Annotated in this window: 13 protein-coding genes and 2 pseudogenes; 6 read left to right on the top strand and 9 right to left on the bottom strand. The window is 72.7% G+C overall.

Features of this window, described 5'->3' with window-relative positions; translation table 11 throughout:
* Positions 1-83 precede the first annotated feature (83 nt).
* Together QRN89_RS02215 and QRN89_RS02210 are read right to left on the bottom strand one after the other, a co-directional pair.
* Positions 84-1,532 carry a PP2C family protein-serine/threonine phosphatase gene (locus QRN89_RS02215; RefSeq protein WP_290347637.1) on the bottom strand — a complete coding sequence of 483 codons (1,449 nt, stop codon included), beginning with the start codon at positions 1,530-1,532 and terminating at the stop codon, positions 84-86.
* Between the two features lie 172 nt (positions 1,533-1,704).
* Entirely contained in the window at positions 1,705-3,099 is a 1,395-nt protein-coding gene (locus QRN89_RS02210) for a cytochrome P450 (protein WP_290347636.1), read from the bottom strand.
* A gap of 601 nt (positions 3,100-3,700) precedes the next feature.
* Between QRN89_RS02210 and QRN89_RS02205 the strand changes: the two genes are divergently transcribed.
* On the top strand, positions 3,701-4,351 hold the full coding sequence (locus QRN89_RS02205; RefSeq protein ID WP_290347635.1) for an ArsR/SmtB family transcription factor: 651 nt from the start codon (positions 3,701-3,703) through the stop codon (positions 4,349-4,351).
* A 22-nt stretch (positions 4,352-4,373) separates the two neighbouring features.
* The gene (locus tag QRN89_RS02200; RefSeq protein WP_290347634.1) at positions 4,374-5,123 is read left to right on the top strand and encodes an SRPBCC family protein; all 750 of its coding nucleotides are present in this window, start codon (positions 4,374-4,376) and stop codon (positions 5,121-5,123) included.
* A 109-nt stretch (positions 5,124-5,232) separates the two neighbouring features.
* Here QRN89_RS02200 and QRN89_RS02195 read toward each other — a convergent pair.
* The 5 genes and pseudogenes from QRN89_RS02195 to QRN89_RS02180 all read right to left on the bottom strand — a co-directional run.
* Positions 5,233-5,379, bottom strand: a pseudogene (locus tag QRN89_RS02195) (AMIN-like domain-containing (lipo)protein); the annotation flags it as partial.
* Between the two features lie 119 nt (positions 5,380-5,498).
* Positions 5,499-5,582, bottom strand: a pseudogene (locus QRN89_RS35765) (IS200/IS605 family transposase); the annotation flags it as partial.
* Positions 5,583-5,812: 230 nt separating this feature from the next.
* Complete coding sequence (locus QRN89_RS02190) at positions 5,813-6,676, bottom strand: amino acid ABC transporter ATP-binding protein (RefSeq protein WP_290347633.1); 864 nt, start codon at positions 6,674-6,676, stop codon at positions 5,813-5,815.
* 8 nt (positions 6,677-6,684) lie between these two features.
* Entirely contained in the window at positions 6,685-7,515 is an 831-nt protein-coding gene (locus QRN89_RS02185) for an amino acid ABC transporter permease (protein WP_392855202.1), read from the bottom strand.
* A complete protein-coding gene (locus QRN89_RS02180) occupies positions 7,482-8,315 on the bottom strand; it encodes an ABC transporter substrate-binding protein (protein WP_290347631.1) in 834 nt (277 codons plus the stop codon). Before QRN89_RS02180 ends, QRN89_RS02185 begins: the two co-directional genes overlap by 34 nt.
* 146 nt (positions 8,316-8,461) lie before the next feature.
* Here QRN89_RS02180 and QRN89_RS02175 point away from each other — a divergent pair, with 146 nt between their 5' ends.
* Both QRN89_RS02175 and QRN89_RS02170 read left to right on the top strand, forming a co-directional pair.
* Positions 8,462-9,220 carry a nucleoside/nucleotide kinase family protein gene (locus QRN89_RS02175; protein WP_290347630.1) on the top strand — a complete coding sequence of 253 codons (759 nt, stop codon included), beginning with the start codon at positions 8,462-8,464 and terminating at the stop codon, positions 9,218-9,220.
* 311 nt (positions 9,221-9,531) lie between these two features.
* The gene (locus QRN89_RS02170) at positions 9,532-10,368 is read left to right on the top strand and encodes a class I SAM-dependent methyltransferase (protein ID WP_290347629.1); all 837 of its coding nucleotides are present in this window, start codon (positions 9,532-9,534) and stop codon (positions 10,366-10,368) included.
* A 144-nt stretch (positions 10,369-10,512) separates the two neighbouring features.
* On the opposite strand, the gene QRN89_RS02165 is transcribed toward QRN89_RS02170, so the two are convergent.
* Entirely contained in the window at positions 10,513-11,028 is a 516-nt protein-coding gene (locus QRN89_RS02165) for a hypothetical protein (protein WP_290347628.1), read from the bottom strand.
* Positions 11,029-11,205: 177 nt separating this feature from the next.
* Between QRN89_RS02165 and QRN89_RS02160 the strand changes: the two genes are divergently transcribed.
* Entirely contained in the window at positions 11,206-11,784 is a 579-nt protein-coding gene (locus QRN89_RS02160; protein ID WP_290347627.1) for a hypothetical protein, read from the top strand.
* 398 nt (positions 11,785-12,182) lie between these two features.
* Here QRN89_RS02160 and QRN89_RS02155 read toward each other — a convergent pair whose 3' ends face one another.
* Positions 12,183-13,238 carry a hypothetical protein gene (locus QRN89_RS02155; protein WP_290347626.1) on the bottom strand — a complete coding sequence of 352 codons (1,056 nt, stop codon included), beginning with the start codon at positions 13,236-13,238 and terminating at the stop codon, positions 12,183-12,185.
* A 113-nt stretch (positions 13,239-13,351) separates the two neighbouring features.
* On the opposite strand from QRN89_RS02155, the gene QRN89_RS02150 reads away from it, so the two are divergent.
* Entirely contained in the window at positions 13,352-13,849 is a 498-nt protein-coding gene (locus QRN89_RS02150; RefSeq protein ID WP_290347625.1) for a GNAT family N-acetyltransferase, read from the top strand.
* The last annotated feature ends 60 nt before the right edge of the window (positions 13,850-13,909 follow it).

The following is a 13,909-nucleotide window of genomic DNA, read 5'->3' as shown; positions in this document are numbered from 1 at the left end:
GAGCGCCCGGGAAGGACCAAGACAGCTGCACCGTGCGCGGGACGACTGGTGCGCGTTCCCGCTGTCGCCCGTAGTGACCGCCCCTAGCGACCGACCCTGGCCACCATCACACAGGCGTCGTCCTGACGCTCGCTCTCCCCGAACTCCTCCACGATCAACCGCGCGCAGTCCTGTGCGCTTCGGGCCACGGTGAGCCCGGGGGCGAGAGCGAGCAGACGGTCCCGACCGGAGCCGTCATGAGCGGCTCCCGTCCCCCTCGTCAGCCCGTCCGTGTGCAGAACCAGCACATCGCCGGGCAGCAGGCCCGTCTCCGCCTGCTCGTAAGCCCCTCCGGCAGTCGCACCGAGCAGGACGCCGTCCGGCTGGGGCAGCGCACGCCCCGTCCCGCCGCGGAACAGCAGCGGGGCAGGGTGTCCCGCCTGGGACCAGGAGAGCACCCGGGTCGACGGGTCGTAGTGGCAGCAGACCGCGCTGCCGAGCGCGGGATGTGCCGAGGAGTCCAGCAGCCCGTTGAGATGGCCCATCAGAGGCCCCGGTGGGATACCCGCCACGGCGAGTGCCCGCAGCGCACCCAGCAGCATCGCCATCGTGGAGGTCGCGGCGACCCCTTGACCGGTCAGGTCGCCCACGCTCAACAGGGCCCTTCCGTCCGGCAGTTCCCGGGCATCGAACCACTGTCCGCCGATGAGCGCGCTGTCCGACGAAGGGAGGTGGTGGCCCGCCAGGTCCAGCACCGCCGGACCGTTCCCCGGGAGGCTGAGCGAGCCGCGCCACGGCGGGAGGACCGCCTCGTGCATCTCTGCCGCGACCCGGCGCTCGGTCCGGTCGACGTGCTGCCGTCGGGCCAGTGTGTCCTGGGATTCGCGCACCGCACGCTGCGACCTTCGCAGTTCGCTCACGTCCCGGAGGACCGCCCACATCGAGGCGGTGCAGCCGTCGGCGTCGAGGACCGGCTCGCCCATCATGTGGAGCGTACGGACGCGTCCGTCGGTGCGGACGATGCGGAACTCCCCGTCGATCGGCTTCCCGTCGACCAGGCAGTCCGTCACCATCTCCGTGAGCAACCCCTGGTCCTCGGCGAACACCACGGAGGGCAGCTCGTCCAGCGTCATCGGCTCGCTGCCGGCGGGGCGTCCGAAGATCTGGTGCAGTTCCTCGGACCAACTCGCCTCGTCCGTCAGCAGATTCCACTCGGCACTGCCGACCCGGCTCAGGAGGGAACCCGTACGACGGTCCGGCCCCTCGTACGGGGCTGACTCCTCAGGGCCGAGCAACTCCTCGGACTCCCGCAGGGCGGGCAGCCCCTCCTTGAGCTGGCCCAAGTGCGCCCCGAGGTCGTCGAGCTGGTGGACCGCCAGGTCGCACAGGGCCCGCTGCCAGCGACCCTGTGGGTCGTCCTCGTCCACCACGGCGTCGCGCCGGACCGCGTCCACGTCTCCGCGCAGCCGCCGGGTCTGCGTGATCAGCTCGTCCACCGAGCCGCGCCGGGGAGGCTGCGGGGCGGAACGGTCCGCGAACAGATGGGACGGCATGTCGTACTCCGATGCAGGCGCGGCATGGCCAGGTCTCAGTAGATGGACCGGTTACGACTGTTGCACAGGTAACGGGGGCGCGTAAGGGATTTGGCAACACTCGATACGGTGGTGCACCTGGCATATGTCAATGGCTCACGGTAGGTCCCACCAGCCATAATCGGCCTCCCTGTTACTCCTGAGTCCTCGTGAGACGTGCCTCCGGAATGTCCTGTTCGACATTCCGCAGCCGCGCCGGCATCGGCGACCCGGGCTGGAGCGTCAGTCCCGTACGCGGTGCAACCTCGCCGGGACCGAGATCGACATGGAAGCGCTGCGCCAGCGTCGCCAGCACCAGCACCGCCTCCACCATCGCGAACCGCGCCCCCAGACAGGCGCGCGCACCCCCGCCGAACGGGAACCAGGCGTGATCCGGCACCGCCGGCTCGGCGTCCACCTCCCACCGCTCGGGGCGGAACGCACCGGGATCGGGGAACCACCGCGCATCCCGGTGCGCGCTCCACTGGCTGGACCAGACGACCGTGCCCTCGGCCAGCGGCAGCCCGCCCAGCGTCGAACCCTCCTTCGCGATGCCCGTCATCAGCCACACCGGCGGGTACAGCCGCAGGGTCTCCTTCACCATCTGCTCGGTGTACGGCAGCAGGCGCAGATCGTCGAACGAGGGCGTCCGGCCGCCCAGGACGTCCGCCAGCTCCCGGCCCAGCCTGGCGCGTGCCCCGGGGTTGCGGGAGAGCAGGTACCAGGCCCAGGCCAGAGTCGTCCCCGTCGTCTCGTGCCCGCCGATGTAGAGCGTCACCGCCTCGTCACGGACCTCCTTGTCCGACAGCCGGCGGCCCTCCTCGTCCCGCGCCGCCAGCAGCCTGCTGAGGAGGTCGTCCCGCTCCTCGCCGCTGCGCCGCCGCTGCTCGGTCACCCGGCCCACCTCGGCGTCGATCACCCCGACGGCCCCGCGCAGGGCACGGCGGCCGGGTGTCGGGACCCACGCCGGCAGGAACAGCGTGAGCCCCCGGAACTCGGCGCCGATCGCCCGCTGGGCGACGTCCATGGCCGAGCCGATCACGTCCTCCCGGCCCGCGGTCTCGGCGCCGAAGAGCGTGCGCACGGCGATCCGCTGAGTGAGCGCCAGCATCTCGCGCCGTACGTCGACGCACTGGCCCGGCCGCCAGCCGTCCGCCAGCGCGGCGGCGCACTCCGCCATCGTCCCGGCGTACGACCGCACCTGCCGGGGGCGGACCGCGGGCTGGACCAGCGCCCGCTTGCGCCGCCACGCCGGCCCCTCCGACGTCACCACACCGTCTCCGAGAAGCAGGGTGAACGCCCAGCCGAGCTCGGGATGGCGGAAGACCGTCTCGACACCCTTGAGCAGCTCGCCGATGTGCTCGGGACGCGACACGAACAGCGCCCGTTGCGGCCCGAGCCGCCAGTCCACGAGGTCCCCGCGGTCGCGCAGCCCGGTGAAGAAGGCGAGCGGATCGCGGGCGAACGCCGGCAGATTGCCGAGGCCGGGCAGCCGCCGCGGACCGCGTACCACCGAATCCGGTCCGGGCAGTGCGGTTTCCGCCGTCATCCCTGATGCCTCCCCGAGCCGTGAACCGCCGGGCACCCGGCGGCGTCTCCGCCTGCACGACGTGTGCACGACCACTCTGCCAGGACCGCCCGCCGGTGGGCGCGGCGATCCGGCCGGAACGGCGGCGCACACGTCCGGATCCACTCCGCCGGGTTGCGGCTCCTTCGTCGCCCGGATCGACGGACCCGGACCAACTGCGCGGCTGTCGACCGGCGTTCGAACCCACGCGCGGCCCGGGCCACGGCTGGGTGTCCGAGACCGTCGACCCCGGCATCACGTACCCGGACAGCAAGATCGCCGGCAACCACGGCTGGAGGGTCTCCCGCGCCGTCCTCGTCCGCGACGGTCACCCGCTGATGCGGCCCCCCTGGTACGGGGCGCCCGTGCCCGTCCGGCCGAGCCGCGCCGGGGCACGGGGGCCGAGCAGCCCCGGCCGGGGCACGAGCCGGGCCAGTGCGGCCGCCGCCCCGGAGCGCCCGCTTCCCGATCCACCGGGATCCGCTCCGGAAGCAGCCGTCCTGAGCCACCGGTCGCGACGGCGGGCCCACCGACAAGGAAAGAGTTCTGGACAAATAAAGTTTTCGGTGGAAGGGTGGGACCCATGCTGGACGTGACCGTGATCGAGGACCCGTCGGCGGCCGTCGTGTCGCTGGACCCGATGCGGGCCAGGCTGCTCGCCGAGCTTGCCGCGGGCCCCGCGTCGGCCGCCATGCTCGCGAGCCGGGTCGGGCTGCCCAGGCAGAAGGTGAACTACCACCTGAAGGCCCTGGAGCGGCACGGCCTGGTCGAGCTGGCCGGGGAGCGCCGCAAGGGCAATGTCACCGAGCGGCTGATGCGCGCCACTGCCGCTTCGTACGTCATCTCCCCGCTCGCGCTGGCCCCGGTGCAGCCCGATCCGGACCGCTTCCGCGACCAGCTCTCGGCCCGATGGCTGCTGGCTCTCGCCGCCCGACTGGTCCGTGACGTGGGGGCGCTGATCACCGGGGCGGCGAAGGCCCGCAAGCGGCTCGCCACCTACGCCCTCGACGCCGACGTGCGGTTCGCCTCCGCCGCCGACCGGGCCGCGTTCGTCGAGGAGCTGACGCACGGCGTCAGCGCGCTCGTCGCCAAGTACCACGATCCGCACGCGGAGGGCGGCCGTGACCACCGGATCGTCGTGGCGCTCCATCCGACGGTCAGGCCCGGCCCCGAGGCGTCCCCCGCAAACCCCGCACGCGCCGCCTCGGTCGAGGCGCCGCCCGAACCGGCCTGACGGCCGAGCACGAGGAGTCACCATGTCCGAGGAACCCATGCGGTCCGGGGAGTTCGAGATCGTCCGCGAATTCGAGGTCGAGGCTGCCCCCGAGCAGGTCTGGGAGGCCATCACCACCGGTACGGGCGGATGGCTGTGGCCCGTCGAGTACGAGCCGCGGGAGGGCGGCGCCGCACCCTTCGGCGGTACCGTCACCGCCTGGGACCCGCCGCGCCGGCTGACCGCGCGCACCGAGGACGTCGAGGGCATCGACGTCCAGACCCTCAACCAGCTCGACCACCTCGTCGAGCCGCTCGAGGGCGGCGGCTGCCGGGTGCGGTACGTGCACAGCGGAATCCTCGTCGACGACTGGGACAACCAGTACGACGGCGCGAACAAGCACACCGACTTCTACCTGCACACCCTGCGCCAGTACCTGACGTACTTCGCCGGCCGTCCCGCCGCGTTCGCCACCCTGGACGCGCCTGCCGCCTCCGTCGCTCCCGACGCCCTCGACGTCGTCACCCGCGCGCTCGGCATCCCGGACGGTGCGGCGGAGGGCGCGACCGTGCGGTTCGACCTCCCGGGCACGGGCCCGGTCGACGCGGTCCTCGACTACCGCAACCGGTACTTCGTCGGGCTGCGCACCGAGGACGCGATGTACCGCGTCTTCGGCCGCAACCACTTCGGCGCCCCGGTGGGCGTGAGTGTCCACGACTTCGCGCCGGGGGCCGACGCGGCGAAGGCCGAACTGGCGTGGCGGGGGCGGCTGGAGGAGATCTTCGCCGCGTGAGCGAGTCCGCCCGCCGGGCGGCCGCACCGCACGGTCCGACCGCGTGCCGGCCGCGGCGGCCCGGAGCCGTCCGCGGCCGGTGCTCGGTACCCGGTCCCGCCGTTCCCGGTCAGACCCCGCCCCCGGCGGGCGGGTGCCGGACGTCGATCACCACCCGTTCGGGCGGGTGGAGGCGCGTGGTCCTGTGGAGCGGCTTGGAGTCGAAGGCCGCGCCGAAGGTGACATAGCCCTCGAAGTCCCCCGTCGTGACTCCGCCCACGCGTAAACGCGCGGGCTTCCTGCGTGGTGGCCAAGCCGCCGCGCAGAGGACCGGCCCGGCCCTGTTGAGGACGTTCGCCGCGCCGACGTGGTCCGCGTTGGCCGCGCCGTGCATTCGCGGTGCTTCGGGCACCACACCACGTGGAGCCCGAGGTCCTGCACACCGCCGGAGAATCGGCGAACCTTCCTGGTCACAGTCACACGCGCCGCTGTCCAGCGCGGCAGAAAGGCTGGCTCAGGTGAACAGTGCGGATCCGTGCACCCAGTTGAGGTCGGAGCAGGGACTCAGAACCCGTTCCCCACCCCGCCGAAGCGGGGCGTCCCCTGGCTGGGTCCTGATGAACGTCCCCCATATCTCCTGCACGGGGACAGTGGTGTCATCAACGGAGGACACTTCCGACACCCGGATGGTCGCCGTGGTAGCGCCTGATTCAGCCGATTTTCTTGCCGGAGCCGGAGCCGGAGCCGGAGCCGGAGCCGGAGCCCGGGCCGGAATCCGCATCGGTGGCGGGGCTCCCGTCCCCGCCCGCCGCGGAGCCGGGCTCCTCCGCGGCCGCCGGATCCAGGATGCGGGTCAGGAAGTTCCTCGTCCGCTCGTGCCCCGGTGAGCCCACCACCCGTTCCGCCGGGCCCTGTTCGATGATCACTCCCTCGTCCATGAACACGACCCGGTCGGCGACCTCCCGGGCGAAGCTCATCTCGTGGGTGACGACCATCATGGTCATGCCCTCCGCCGCGAGCATCCGCATGACCGCGAGGACCTCCCCGACGAGCTCCGGGTCCAGCGCCGACGTCGGCTCGTCGAAGAGCATCACCTCCGGGCTCATCGCCAGGGCCCGCGCGATCGCCACCCGCTGCTGCTGCCCACCGGACAACTGCGCCGGATACGCGTCCGCCTTGTCCGCCAGCCCCACGCGCTCCAGGTTCTCCCGGGCCACCGAGGCGGCCCGCGTCCTGTCGCGCCCCAGTACGCGCCGCTGCGGCAGGGTGAGGTTCTCCGTCACCGTCACGTGCGGGAAGAGGTTGAACTGCTGGAAGACCATGCCGATCCGGCGCCGAACCGCGTCGATGTCGACGTCGAGGTCCGTGACCTCCGTACCGCCCACGAAGACCCGGCCCGCGGTCGGCTCCTCCAGCAGGTTCACACACCGCAGCAGGGTCGACTTGCCCGAGCCCGACGGCCCGATGACGCACACCACCTCGCCCCGGGCCACGTCCAGGTCGATGCCGCGGAGCACCTCGTTCTCGCCGAAGGACTTGCGCAGTCCGCGGATCTCGATCTCGTTCTCCGCCATCCCGGTCCTCACCTGGCCTTCTCGGTACGGGCTTCCAGCCGGCGCACGACGAGGCTCAGCGGGATCGTCACCAGCAGGTAGCACAGCCCGGCGACGAGGATCGGCGTCGAGTTGGCGGTCTGACTGGCCAGGTCCCGGCCGAACTTGGTCAGTTCACGTTCGCTCAGCGTCACTCCGAGGAAGAGCACCAGCGACGAGTCCTTGAACAGCAGCACCAACTCGTTCGTCAGCGGGGGGATCACGATCCGGAAGGCCTGCGGGATGATCACCGACACCATAGCCCGGGCATGGGAGAACCCCAGTGAACGCGCCGCCTCCATCTGCCCCTTGGGCACGGCCTGGATCCCGGCCCTGATCGTCTCGGCCATGTACGCGGCGGCCACCAGCCCGAGACCGAGAGCGACCTTGCCGTACACCCCGCCCGGGATCTCCGTCCCCGGGAAGGCCAGCGGCACGGCCACCCCCACGAAGATGAAGATGAGCAGTGCGGGCAGACCGCGGAAGAGCTCGATGTAGACGCTCGCCACCCAGCGGTACGGTGCCACCGACGACAACCGCATCAGCGCCACGACCATGCCCAGCACCAGACCGAACGCGAAGCCCGACAGCGTGTACACCACCGTGTTGCGCAGCGCGATCGTGATGATGTCGGGGAACAGCTCGCTCGCGAGGTCCTTCTGCGCGAACTGGTTCCGAAGCCGGTCCCAGTCGGCCAGCACGGCGATCAGGACCACCGCGGCGACGAAGACCGCGTACTGGATCCCCTGCGACACCCGGCGGCGCTGCCGCCGGGTCAGCCGCGAGGTCACGACCGGCCCTCGGGCAGCGGCCCGATCCACTGCCGGTAGAGCTTGTCGTACGTGCCGTCGGCCTTGGCGTCCGTGATCGCCTTGTCGATGGCGGCGCGGAGCTTGTCGTTGCCCTTCTTCACCGAGAAGCCGTACTGCTCGCCGGTTTCGATGTTCTGCCCGAGCACGAAGGCGTCCGCGTTGGCCTTGTCCTTTAGCCAGCCCTGCACCACCGGGTAGTCGATGACGACGGCGTCGACCTGCCCCGTGCGCAGCCCGTTGAGCACGGCGTCCGAACTCTCGAAGGCCACGGGGTCGAAGCCCTGCGACGTCGCGTAGCTCTCGCCGGTCGTCTCCGCCTGCGCGCCCAGCTTCGCGCCCTTGGCCTTGACGTCGGCCAGCGAGGTGACGCCGCTCTTCTTCGTGGCGAGCAGCGCCTGGGTGGCGTCGAAGTACGGGACGGAGAAGTCGACGTTCTTCTTGCGCTCGTCGGTGATGGTCATACCGGCGGCGGCCAGGTCGCACTCGCCGGAGTTCAGGAACGCGCCCGTCTTGAAGTTCTCGAAAGGTGTGTCGAGGATCTTCTGCTCGACCTTGAGGTCCTTCGCCACCAGGTCGACGAGGGCGACGTCGAAGCCCACGACCTTGCCGCCCTGTTCGAACTGGAACGGGGGATAGGGCAGGTGGGTACAGGTGGTCAGTTTCCCCTTCTCCACCACCGGCACTCCGCCCGCCGCCTCGCCGGGCCCCTCCTCCCCGGAGGAGCAGCCGGCGGTGAGCGACAGGCCCGCCGCCGCGAGCAGGGCGAGAACGCGGATCGGGTGGGCACGGCCGCCGGCAGTCCTGGACATGGTGACCTCCATGGGCGCAGGGAACGGTGGATGGCACCGCCACACATGAGCGTAGGCCACCGGTGCCGCCCCGGCCCGGAAGATCGTGGACCCTGCCCCGACGAGGTGGCCTTTCCGCAGGTGAGGGACATGGATACGGTGGGGCGATGACCACGCGGCATGCCCCCATGCACCTCTCGGCCTCCACCTGGCAGCAACCGTGTCCGGCCCCGGCGTCCCCCGGGCGCGCGGCCCTCGTGGCGGGGATCGCGGAGCGGGTGCTCGCGATCGGCGACGGCCGGGTGCTCGTCGGCATCGACGGGCTCACGGCCTCCGGCAAGACGAGCTTCGGCCATGAGCTGGGCGCGCGGATCGGCGCGGCGGGCCGACCGGTGCTCCGCGCCACCCTGGACGACTTCAAGCGGCCCTGGAAGGACCGGCACCTGTACGACAGGGAGTCGGGCGAGGGCTACTACCGCGACGCGTACGACTACGACGCCGCCCGGCGGCTGCTGCTCGACCCCTGCCGCACCCCGGGCGCCGAGTCCTGCGCCCTGTGCAGCATCGACCCGCTGACCCAGAAGGACCTCTCGGCGACGAGGACACCTCTGACGCGCGACTCCGTGCTGATCGTGGACGGGGTCTTCGCCTTCCGCCCCGGGATCGACGCGTACTGGGACTTCCGCATCTGGCTCGACGTCGACGCCGAGCACTCCGTACGCCGCGGCGCCGCCCGTGACGGGGACTGGGCCGGCTCCGGGGCCGAGGCCGTCCACCGCGACCGGTACCTCGCCGCGATGCGGGTCCACATCGACGAGACGGACCCGCTGTCCCGGGTGGACGCGATCGTCGACAACACGGACTTCGCCCACCCTCGTCTCGTCGGCCCGGACGGCGGCCCTCCGCGTCCGGCGCCGCCGGAGTGACGGGCCGGGGCGGCACCGATGGGGCCACACGGACCGCCCGGCAGCCGCGGCCCGTCGTGCCACCGAGGCCCTCGACGATCTCGAACGGCGTGCCGCGTCGAACCGGCCGCCGGGGTGCGGCGGTTGCACGTGTGACCACGGCCGGGGTGTGGGCCGGTTGGCCCCGCGCGCGGCGCGCCTCGGCCGGACGGCCGCGGGCGCGAGGAGGATTCGCCCCCCGGGGCCGCGCCGGCGTCACCCGGGGCCCTGCCCGCACGACGAAGAGGGCCCGCCATGACCGTCACCGACACCGCGGCCCGCGCCGCCAGGCGTTGAAGCACCCCGAGCACGGCGGTGCCGCCCGCCCGGACGCGCACGACGACGGCCGCTACGGCGAGGACGTCTTCCCGCCCGGCCGGGCGGGCGAGGACGACCGGATCGACCTCGGTGCCCTGGCGTACGACGAGACGACCCTGGCGCGCCTGACGGACCTCGGCGCGCGACCGGACTGGCGCTGCCTCGACATCGGCGCGGGTACGGGCACAGTCGCGCGCGGCCTGCTGCACCGGGCAGGCGTGCGGTCGGTGCTCGCAGTGGACCGTGACGTCCGGTTCCTCGCCGCCCGGCCGACGCCGGGACTCACCGCCCTGGAGGCAGACGTCACCGACCCGGCGTTCGACCCGGGCCGGTTCGACCTGGTCCACGCGCGGTTCGTCCTGATGCACCTGCCCGGCCACGAGGAACTCATCGGCAGACTCAGCGGCCTGCTCACCCCCGGCGGAGTCCTCGTGCTCGGCGACGCGATCGACCTCACCACGGCGACCGCGCCCCCGAACCCGTACACCCGGGTGATGGGGGCGATGTGGCAGGGGCTGCGGGACACCATCGGCACCGACATCTCCTGGGTGCCCCGCTACCCCGAACTGCTGCGCCGCGCGGGACTCGCGTCCGTGGGCGCCGAGATCCATGTCCCGCCGCTGCTGCCCGGCAGCCCCGTCAGCCGCTTCTGGGCCGAGACCTGGGACCGGGCACGCGACGCGATCCTGGCCACGGGACAGGTGGACGGCGCGACGATCGACGAGGCCAAGGCGTACCTGGACTCCGACGACTGCGCCGCGCTCTCGGCGGGGATGATCACGGCGTGGGGGCGCAGGGCCCGCGGGGCGTGATCGGGCGCCGCGGTGACCACCGAACCTCTGCCGCCCCCGGCCGTCGCACGGCCGGGGGCGGCAGACGTCTGCCCGCACAGACTTACCGGGACGTACGGACCCACCCGTGGACGGCGTCCAACGGACGCCTGCCCGTGTCGGCCCCTACCAGTAGATGACGGCGAACCCGGAACCGCCGTCCTCGCCGGACTCACCGGGGCGGGCGAAGAACTCCTCGTCCTCGCCCTCGCCACCGTCACCGCCGCTGCCACCGACGGCGGCATTGGCGGGCAGGGCGACGATGCCGTCGGCGACCGTCCCACCGCCGTCACCCGAAGAGCCGTCGGAACCGGGACGGTTCACGCCGCCGGTCGAGCAGGAGCCGTCGCCACCGTCACCACCGCCGCCGGGCGCGCCGGCATCGGTGTCGCCGGACGTACCTTCCTCACCTCCGCCGCCGCCCTCCGCGGAGAGGAGCTCGGCGCCGCTCGGGGAGTGGAAGGAGGTCGCGCCGCCGGCGGACCCTTCACGGCCGTCCCGGCCGGGGCCGCCACCGGACCCGCTGTCACCGGGGGTGCCGATGTCGACCAGGTAGGTCTTGCCGGGCTTGACGGGGACCAGGCACCAGGTGAAGCCGCCACCGCCACCGCCGCCGCCGGCACCACCGTCGGCAGTCGGCACGCTGCCGCCGCCCCCTCCGCCTGCCCCGCCACCGCCACCGCCCCACGCCTGGACGAACACCGAGGTGACGCCGGCCGGAGGGGTGAACGTGTCGTCATTGGTGAACTGCTTGATCCCGTGCAGGACTTCGGGGCGCTTCGGCTTGTTCTTGCCGTGGTCCCAGCCGAACTCCCTGCCGTGGCCCTTCTTGGCCTCGCCGCGGTCCCCGCCCTGCGCCGCTTCCTCGCGGTCCCGGCGCTGGTCCGCTTCCTCGCGGTCCCCGCCCTGCGCCGCTTCCTCACGGTCCCCGTGCTGGTCCGCCTTCTCGCGGTCCCCGCTCTGGTCCCGGCCTTGTTCTTCCTGGCGGTTTTCGTCGCGGGCTTCGTCTTCGTCTTCGTCCTCGTCTTCGTCGGTCTTGTTCTCTTCGCGGTCCTCGCCGCGGTTGCCGCTCTGGTCCCGGCCTTGTTCTTCCTGGCGGTTTTCGTCGCGGGCTTCGTCTTCGTCTTCGTCCTCGTCTTCGTCGGTCTTGTTCTCTTCGCGGTCCTCGCCGCGGTTGCCGCTCTGGTCCCGGCCCTGTCCCTCCTCGCGGTCGCCCTCCTGCTCCTGACCGCGCTCCTCGTCCTGGTTCTCGGCCTCCTCCTCACCGCGGTCATCGGGCGAGGACGGGCGGGCGTCGGCCTGGGTCCGCTGGTCGCCGCGCGGATCCGGGTCGGCCGCGTGAGTGGCAGGAGCCGTTACCAGAAGCTGGCCGGTGACAGCGACCACACCGGCGATTGAGGCAAGCAGGACCCGAGCGCGTCGCGCCCGGGGCAGTCCCATCGGTATACGAGTGTTCATCTCTTGGCATCCTTCCCCGCGGTCACAAGGACTGCGCGGGAGCGCTGGGGAACAGCGTGCGGACCGACGGCCCGTACGAGGTCATCCCAGCCGTCGGCGCCGAGGCCCGCGCGCCGCCGGGACACGCAGTGATCCGGTCAGGTGATCGTTCTACCTGACTGGAGTCAGAAGCGGCTTCCGGGGCGGCCTGGGGCCGGGGGCGGAGGAGGCGCGACGGCCGGGCAGGGCCGGACCGGCCCCGCCGACGGGACCGATCCGGTCCGACAGGGACGCGGCGGGGCGGGTCGGCTCCCGCGTGCTCGGCAACTCGCGTCGTCGTCACGGCACATCGCTCTGCCCTACGGGGAGTCCGCCTCGAGCCGGCGGACCCGGTCGGCGGCCGTACGGGCCGCCCGGCGTGCCCGCCCGGCCGTCCGTTTCGCCGCGGTGACGCGCTTGCGGGCATCGTCCAGTCCCGCTCGGGCGGGAGCAACGGCGGCCCTGGCGTCGTCCAGCCGCTCACCGAGGACGCGCAACTGCTCCTGAGCCCGCTTCACCTCCGCGCTGAGGGCGGCCGCCTGTTCCTTCGTCCGCGCCAGTCGCTCCTCCGCGGCCTCGCGTGCGGACTCGGTCTGCCGGAGTTCGTCCTCGACGTCGCGTGCCAGGTGCTCGGCCGCATCCGCTTCCCGGCGCGCGTAGGCCAGTTTCCGCTCGCGCTCCCGCCGACGGTGTTCGTCCCGGGCCTCGTCGGTCGGCCGCTCCTGCCGCGTGTCATGTGCCGCGGCCGGCCGCGGTGACGCCTTCCGGCGCCCGGTGCTCCGGGGTTCCCCGGTTCCCTCGGGTTCCGTGGCAGCCTCCGGTTCCCCCTTCCTCCCCGGGCCCGTTCCCTCGGCAGGAGCGGTGTCCGCGGCCGGGCGGCGTGCCGCTCCGGCGACCGCGGCGCCCGTGAAGCCGACCGGGGGCGTCAGGGGTCTCGCCAGCCGGCCGGTCGCCCATTCCCCGGCCGCCTCGGAATCGGCGAGGACCGCCTGGAGCGTCGACTCGACCTCGCGCACCGCGGCGTCGCCGAGCGGCCTGCCCACCTCGGCCGACCGCTCCCGTACGTGCCGGGACAGCGCTCCGACAAGGCGGTTGCGCTGCGCGCCGAGCTCCCGGATCCGGTCGCGGTCCAGTTCCTGGTGCGCCTGTCTCAGGCTCTCGCCGAGCCCGAGCAGCGCCGCCGTCCGGTCCGGCTCGGAGCGGACGAAGTGATTGCTCGCCCACGCCGACAGCGTCGGCCGCCGCAGCGCGGTGATCCGCCCGGCGAGCGCCCGGTCACCCGCGTTCCGCGCGGCGGCGGCATGTCTGCCGCGCGCCTCGACGAACTCCTCCGGTGGCAGCCCGTACAACTCGTCCGCGACGCTCTCCAGATCCACGGCTCACCCGGCACCTTTCGTCTGATGTCCTCCATCCTGCCCGTTCTCGGCCGTTGTTCCCTGTGGAGGGGCCGTCGCCGGGCCTTTCGAGGCCGGCCGTACAGTGACGCCCCATGGCGAGAACGGAACTGGTCCCCTTCGACGTGACGCACGCGGCCACGGTCGCCGGCTGGCCCGCGACGTCGGGCGAAGTCGCGATGTGGTGCGGGCGCCACGACTTCCCCCTCGCGGCCGGGGTGGTCGCCCAGTGGCAGGCGGCCGACGACGTGCGCGCCCACGCACTGCTGCGGGACGGAGAGCTCGTCGCCTACGGGGAGCTGTGGTTCGAGGCCGAGGAGGACGAGGTCGAACTCGCCCGGCTCATCGTGTCGCCCGCCGTCCGCGCCCGCGGTGTCGGAAGGGAGCTCGTCCGCCGGCTCACCGCAGCCGCCCGGGACGCGGGACACGAGGACGTCTTCATGCGGGTCCACCCCCAGAACGAGCCCGCCCTGCGGTGCTACCGCCACGCCTCCTTCCTTCCGGTCGACCCCCACCTCGCCGCAGCCTGGAACGCCGCCCAGCCGGTCGACTACGTCTGGCTGCGCCACTGCGCCGTGGCCGGGACCCCGTAACGCCTCCGCACCCGTCGCCACCGGGGCACGGAAGCACCAGCCTCGGGGAACGGAGGCATC

This window comes from Streptomyces sp. HUAS CB01 (genome assembly GCF_030406905.1).
Classification (GTDB): domain Bacteria; phylum Actinomycetota; class Actinomycetes; order Streptomycetales; family Streptomycetaceae; genus Streptomyces; species Streptomyces chengbuensis.
This window is presented reverse-complemented; position numbering and strand designations above follow the sequence as displayed.

Excerpts from the sequence above, each read along its gene's own strand:
- QRN89_RS02215 (WP_290347637.1), bottom strand. The coding sequence starts at position 1,532 with ATGCCGTCCCATCTGTTCGCGGACCGTTCCGCCCCGCAGCCTCCCCGG.
- QRN89_RS02210 (WP_290347636.1), bottom strand. The coding sequence starts at position 3,099 with ATGACGGCGGAAACCGCACTGCCCGGACCGGATTCGGTGGTACGCGGT.
- QRN89_RS02205 (WP_290347635.1), top strand. The coding sequence starts at position 3,701 with ATGCTGGACGTGACCGTGATCGAGGACCCGTCGGCGGCCGTCGTGTCG.
- QRN89_RS02200 (WP_290347634.1), top strand. The coding sequence starts at position 4,374 with ATGTCCGAGGAACCCATGCGGTCCGGGGAGTTCGAGATCGTCCGCGAA.
- QRN89_RS02190 (WP_290347633.1), bottom strand. The coding sequence starts at position 6,676 with ATGGCGGAGAACGAGATCGAGATCCGCGGACTGCGCAAGTCCTTCGGC.
- QRN89_RS02180 (WP_290347631.1), bottom strand. The coding sequence starts at position 8,315 with ATGTCCAGGACTGCCGGCGGCCGTGCCCACCCGATCCGCGTTCTCGCC.
- QRN89_RS02175 (WP_290347630.1), top strand. The coding sequence starts at position 8,462 with ATGACCACGCGGCATGCCCCCATGCACCTCTCGGCCTCCACCTGGCAG.
- QRN89_RS02150 (WP_290347625.1), top strand. The coding sequence starts at position 13,352 with ATGGCGAGAACGGAACTGGTCCCCTTCGACGTGACGCACGCGGCCACG.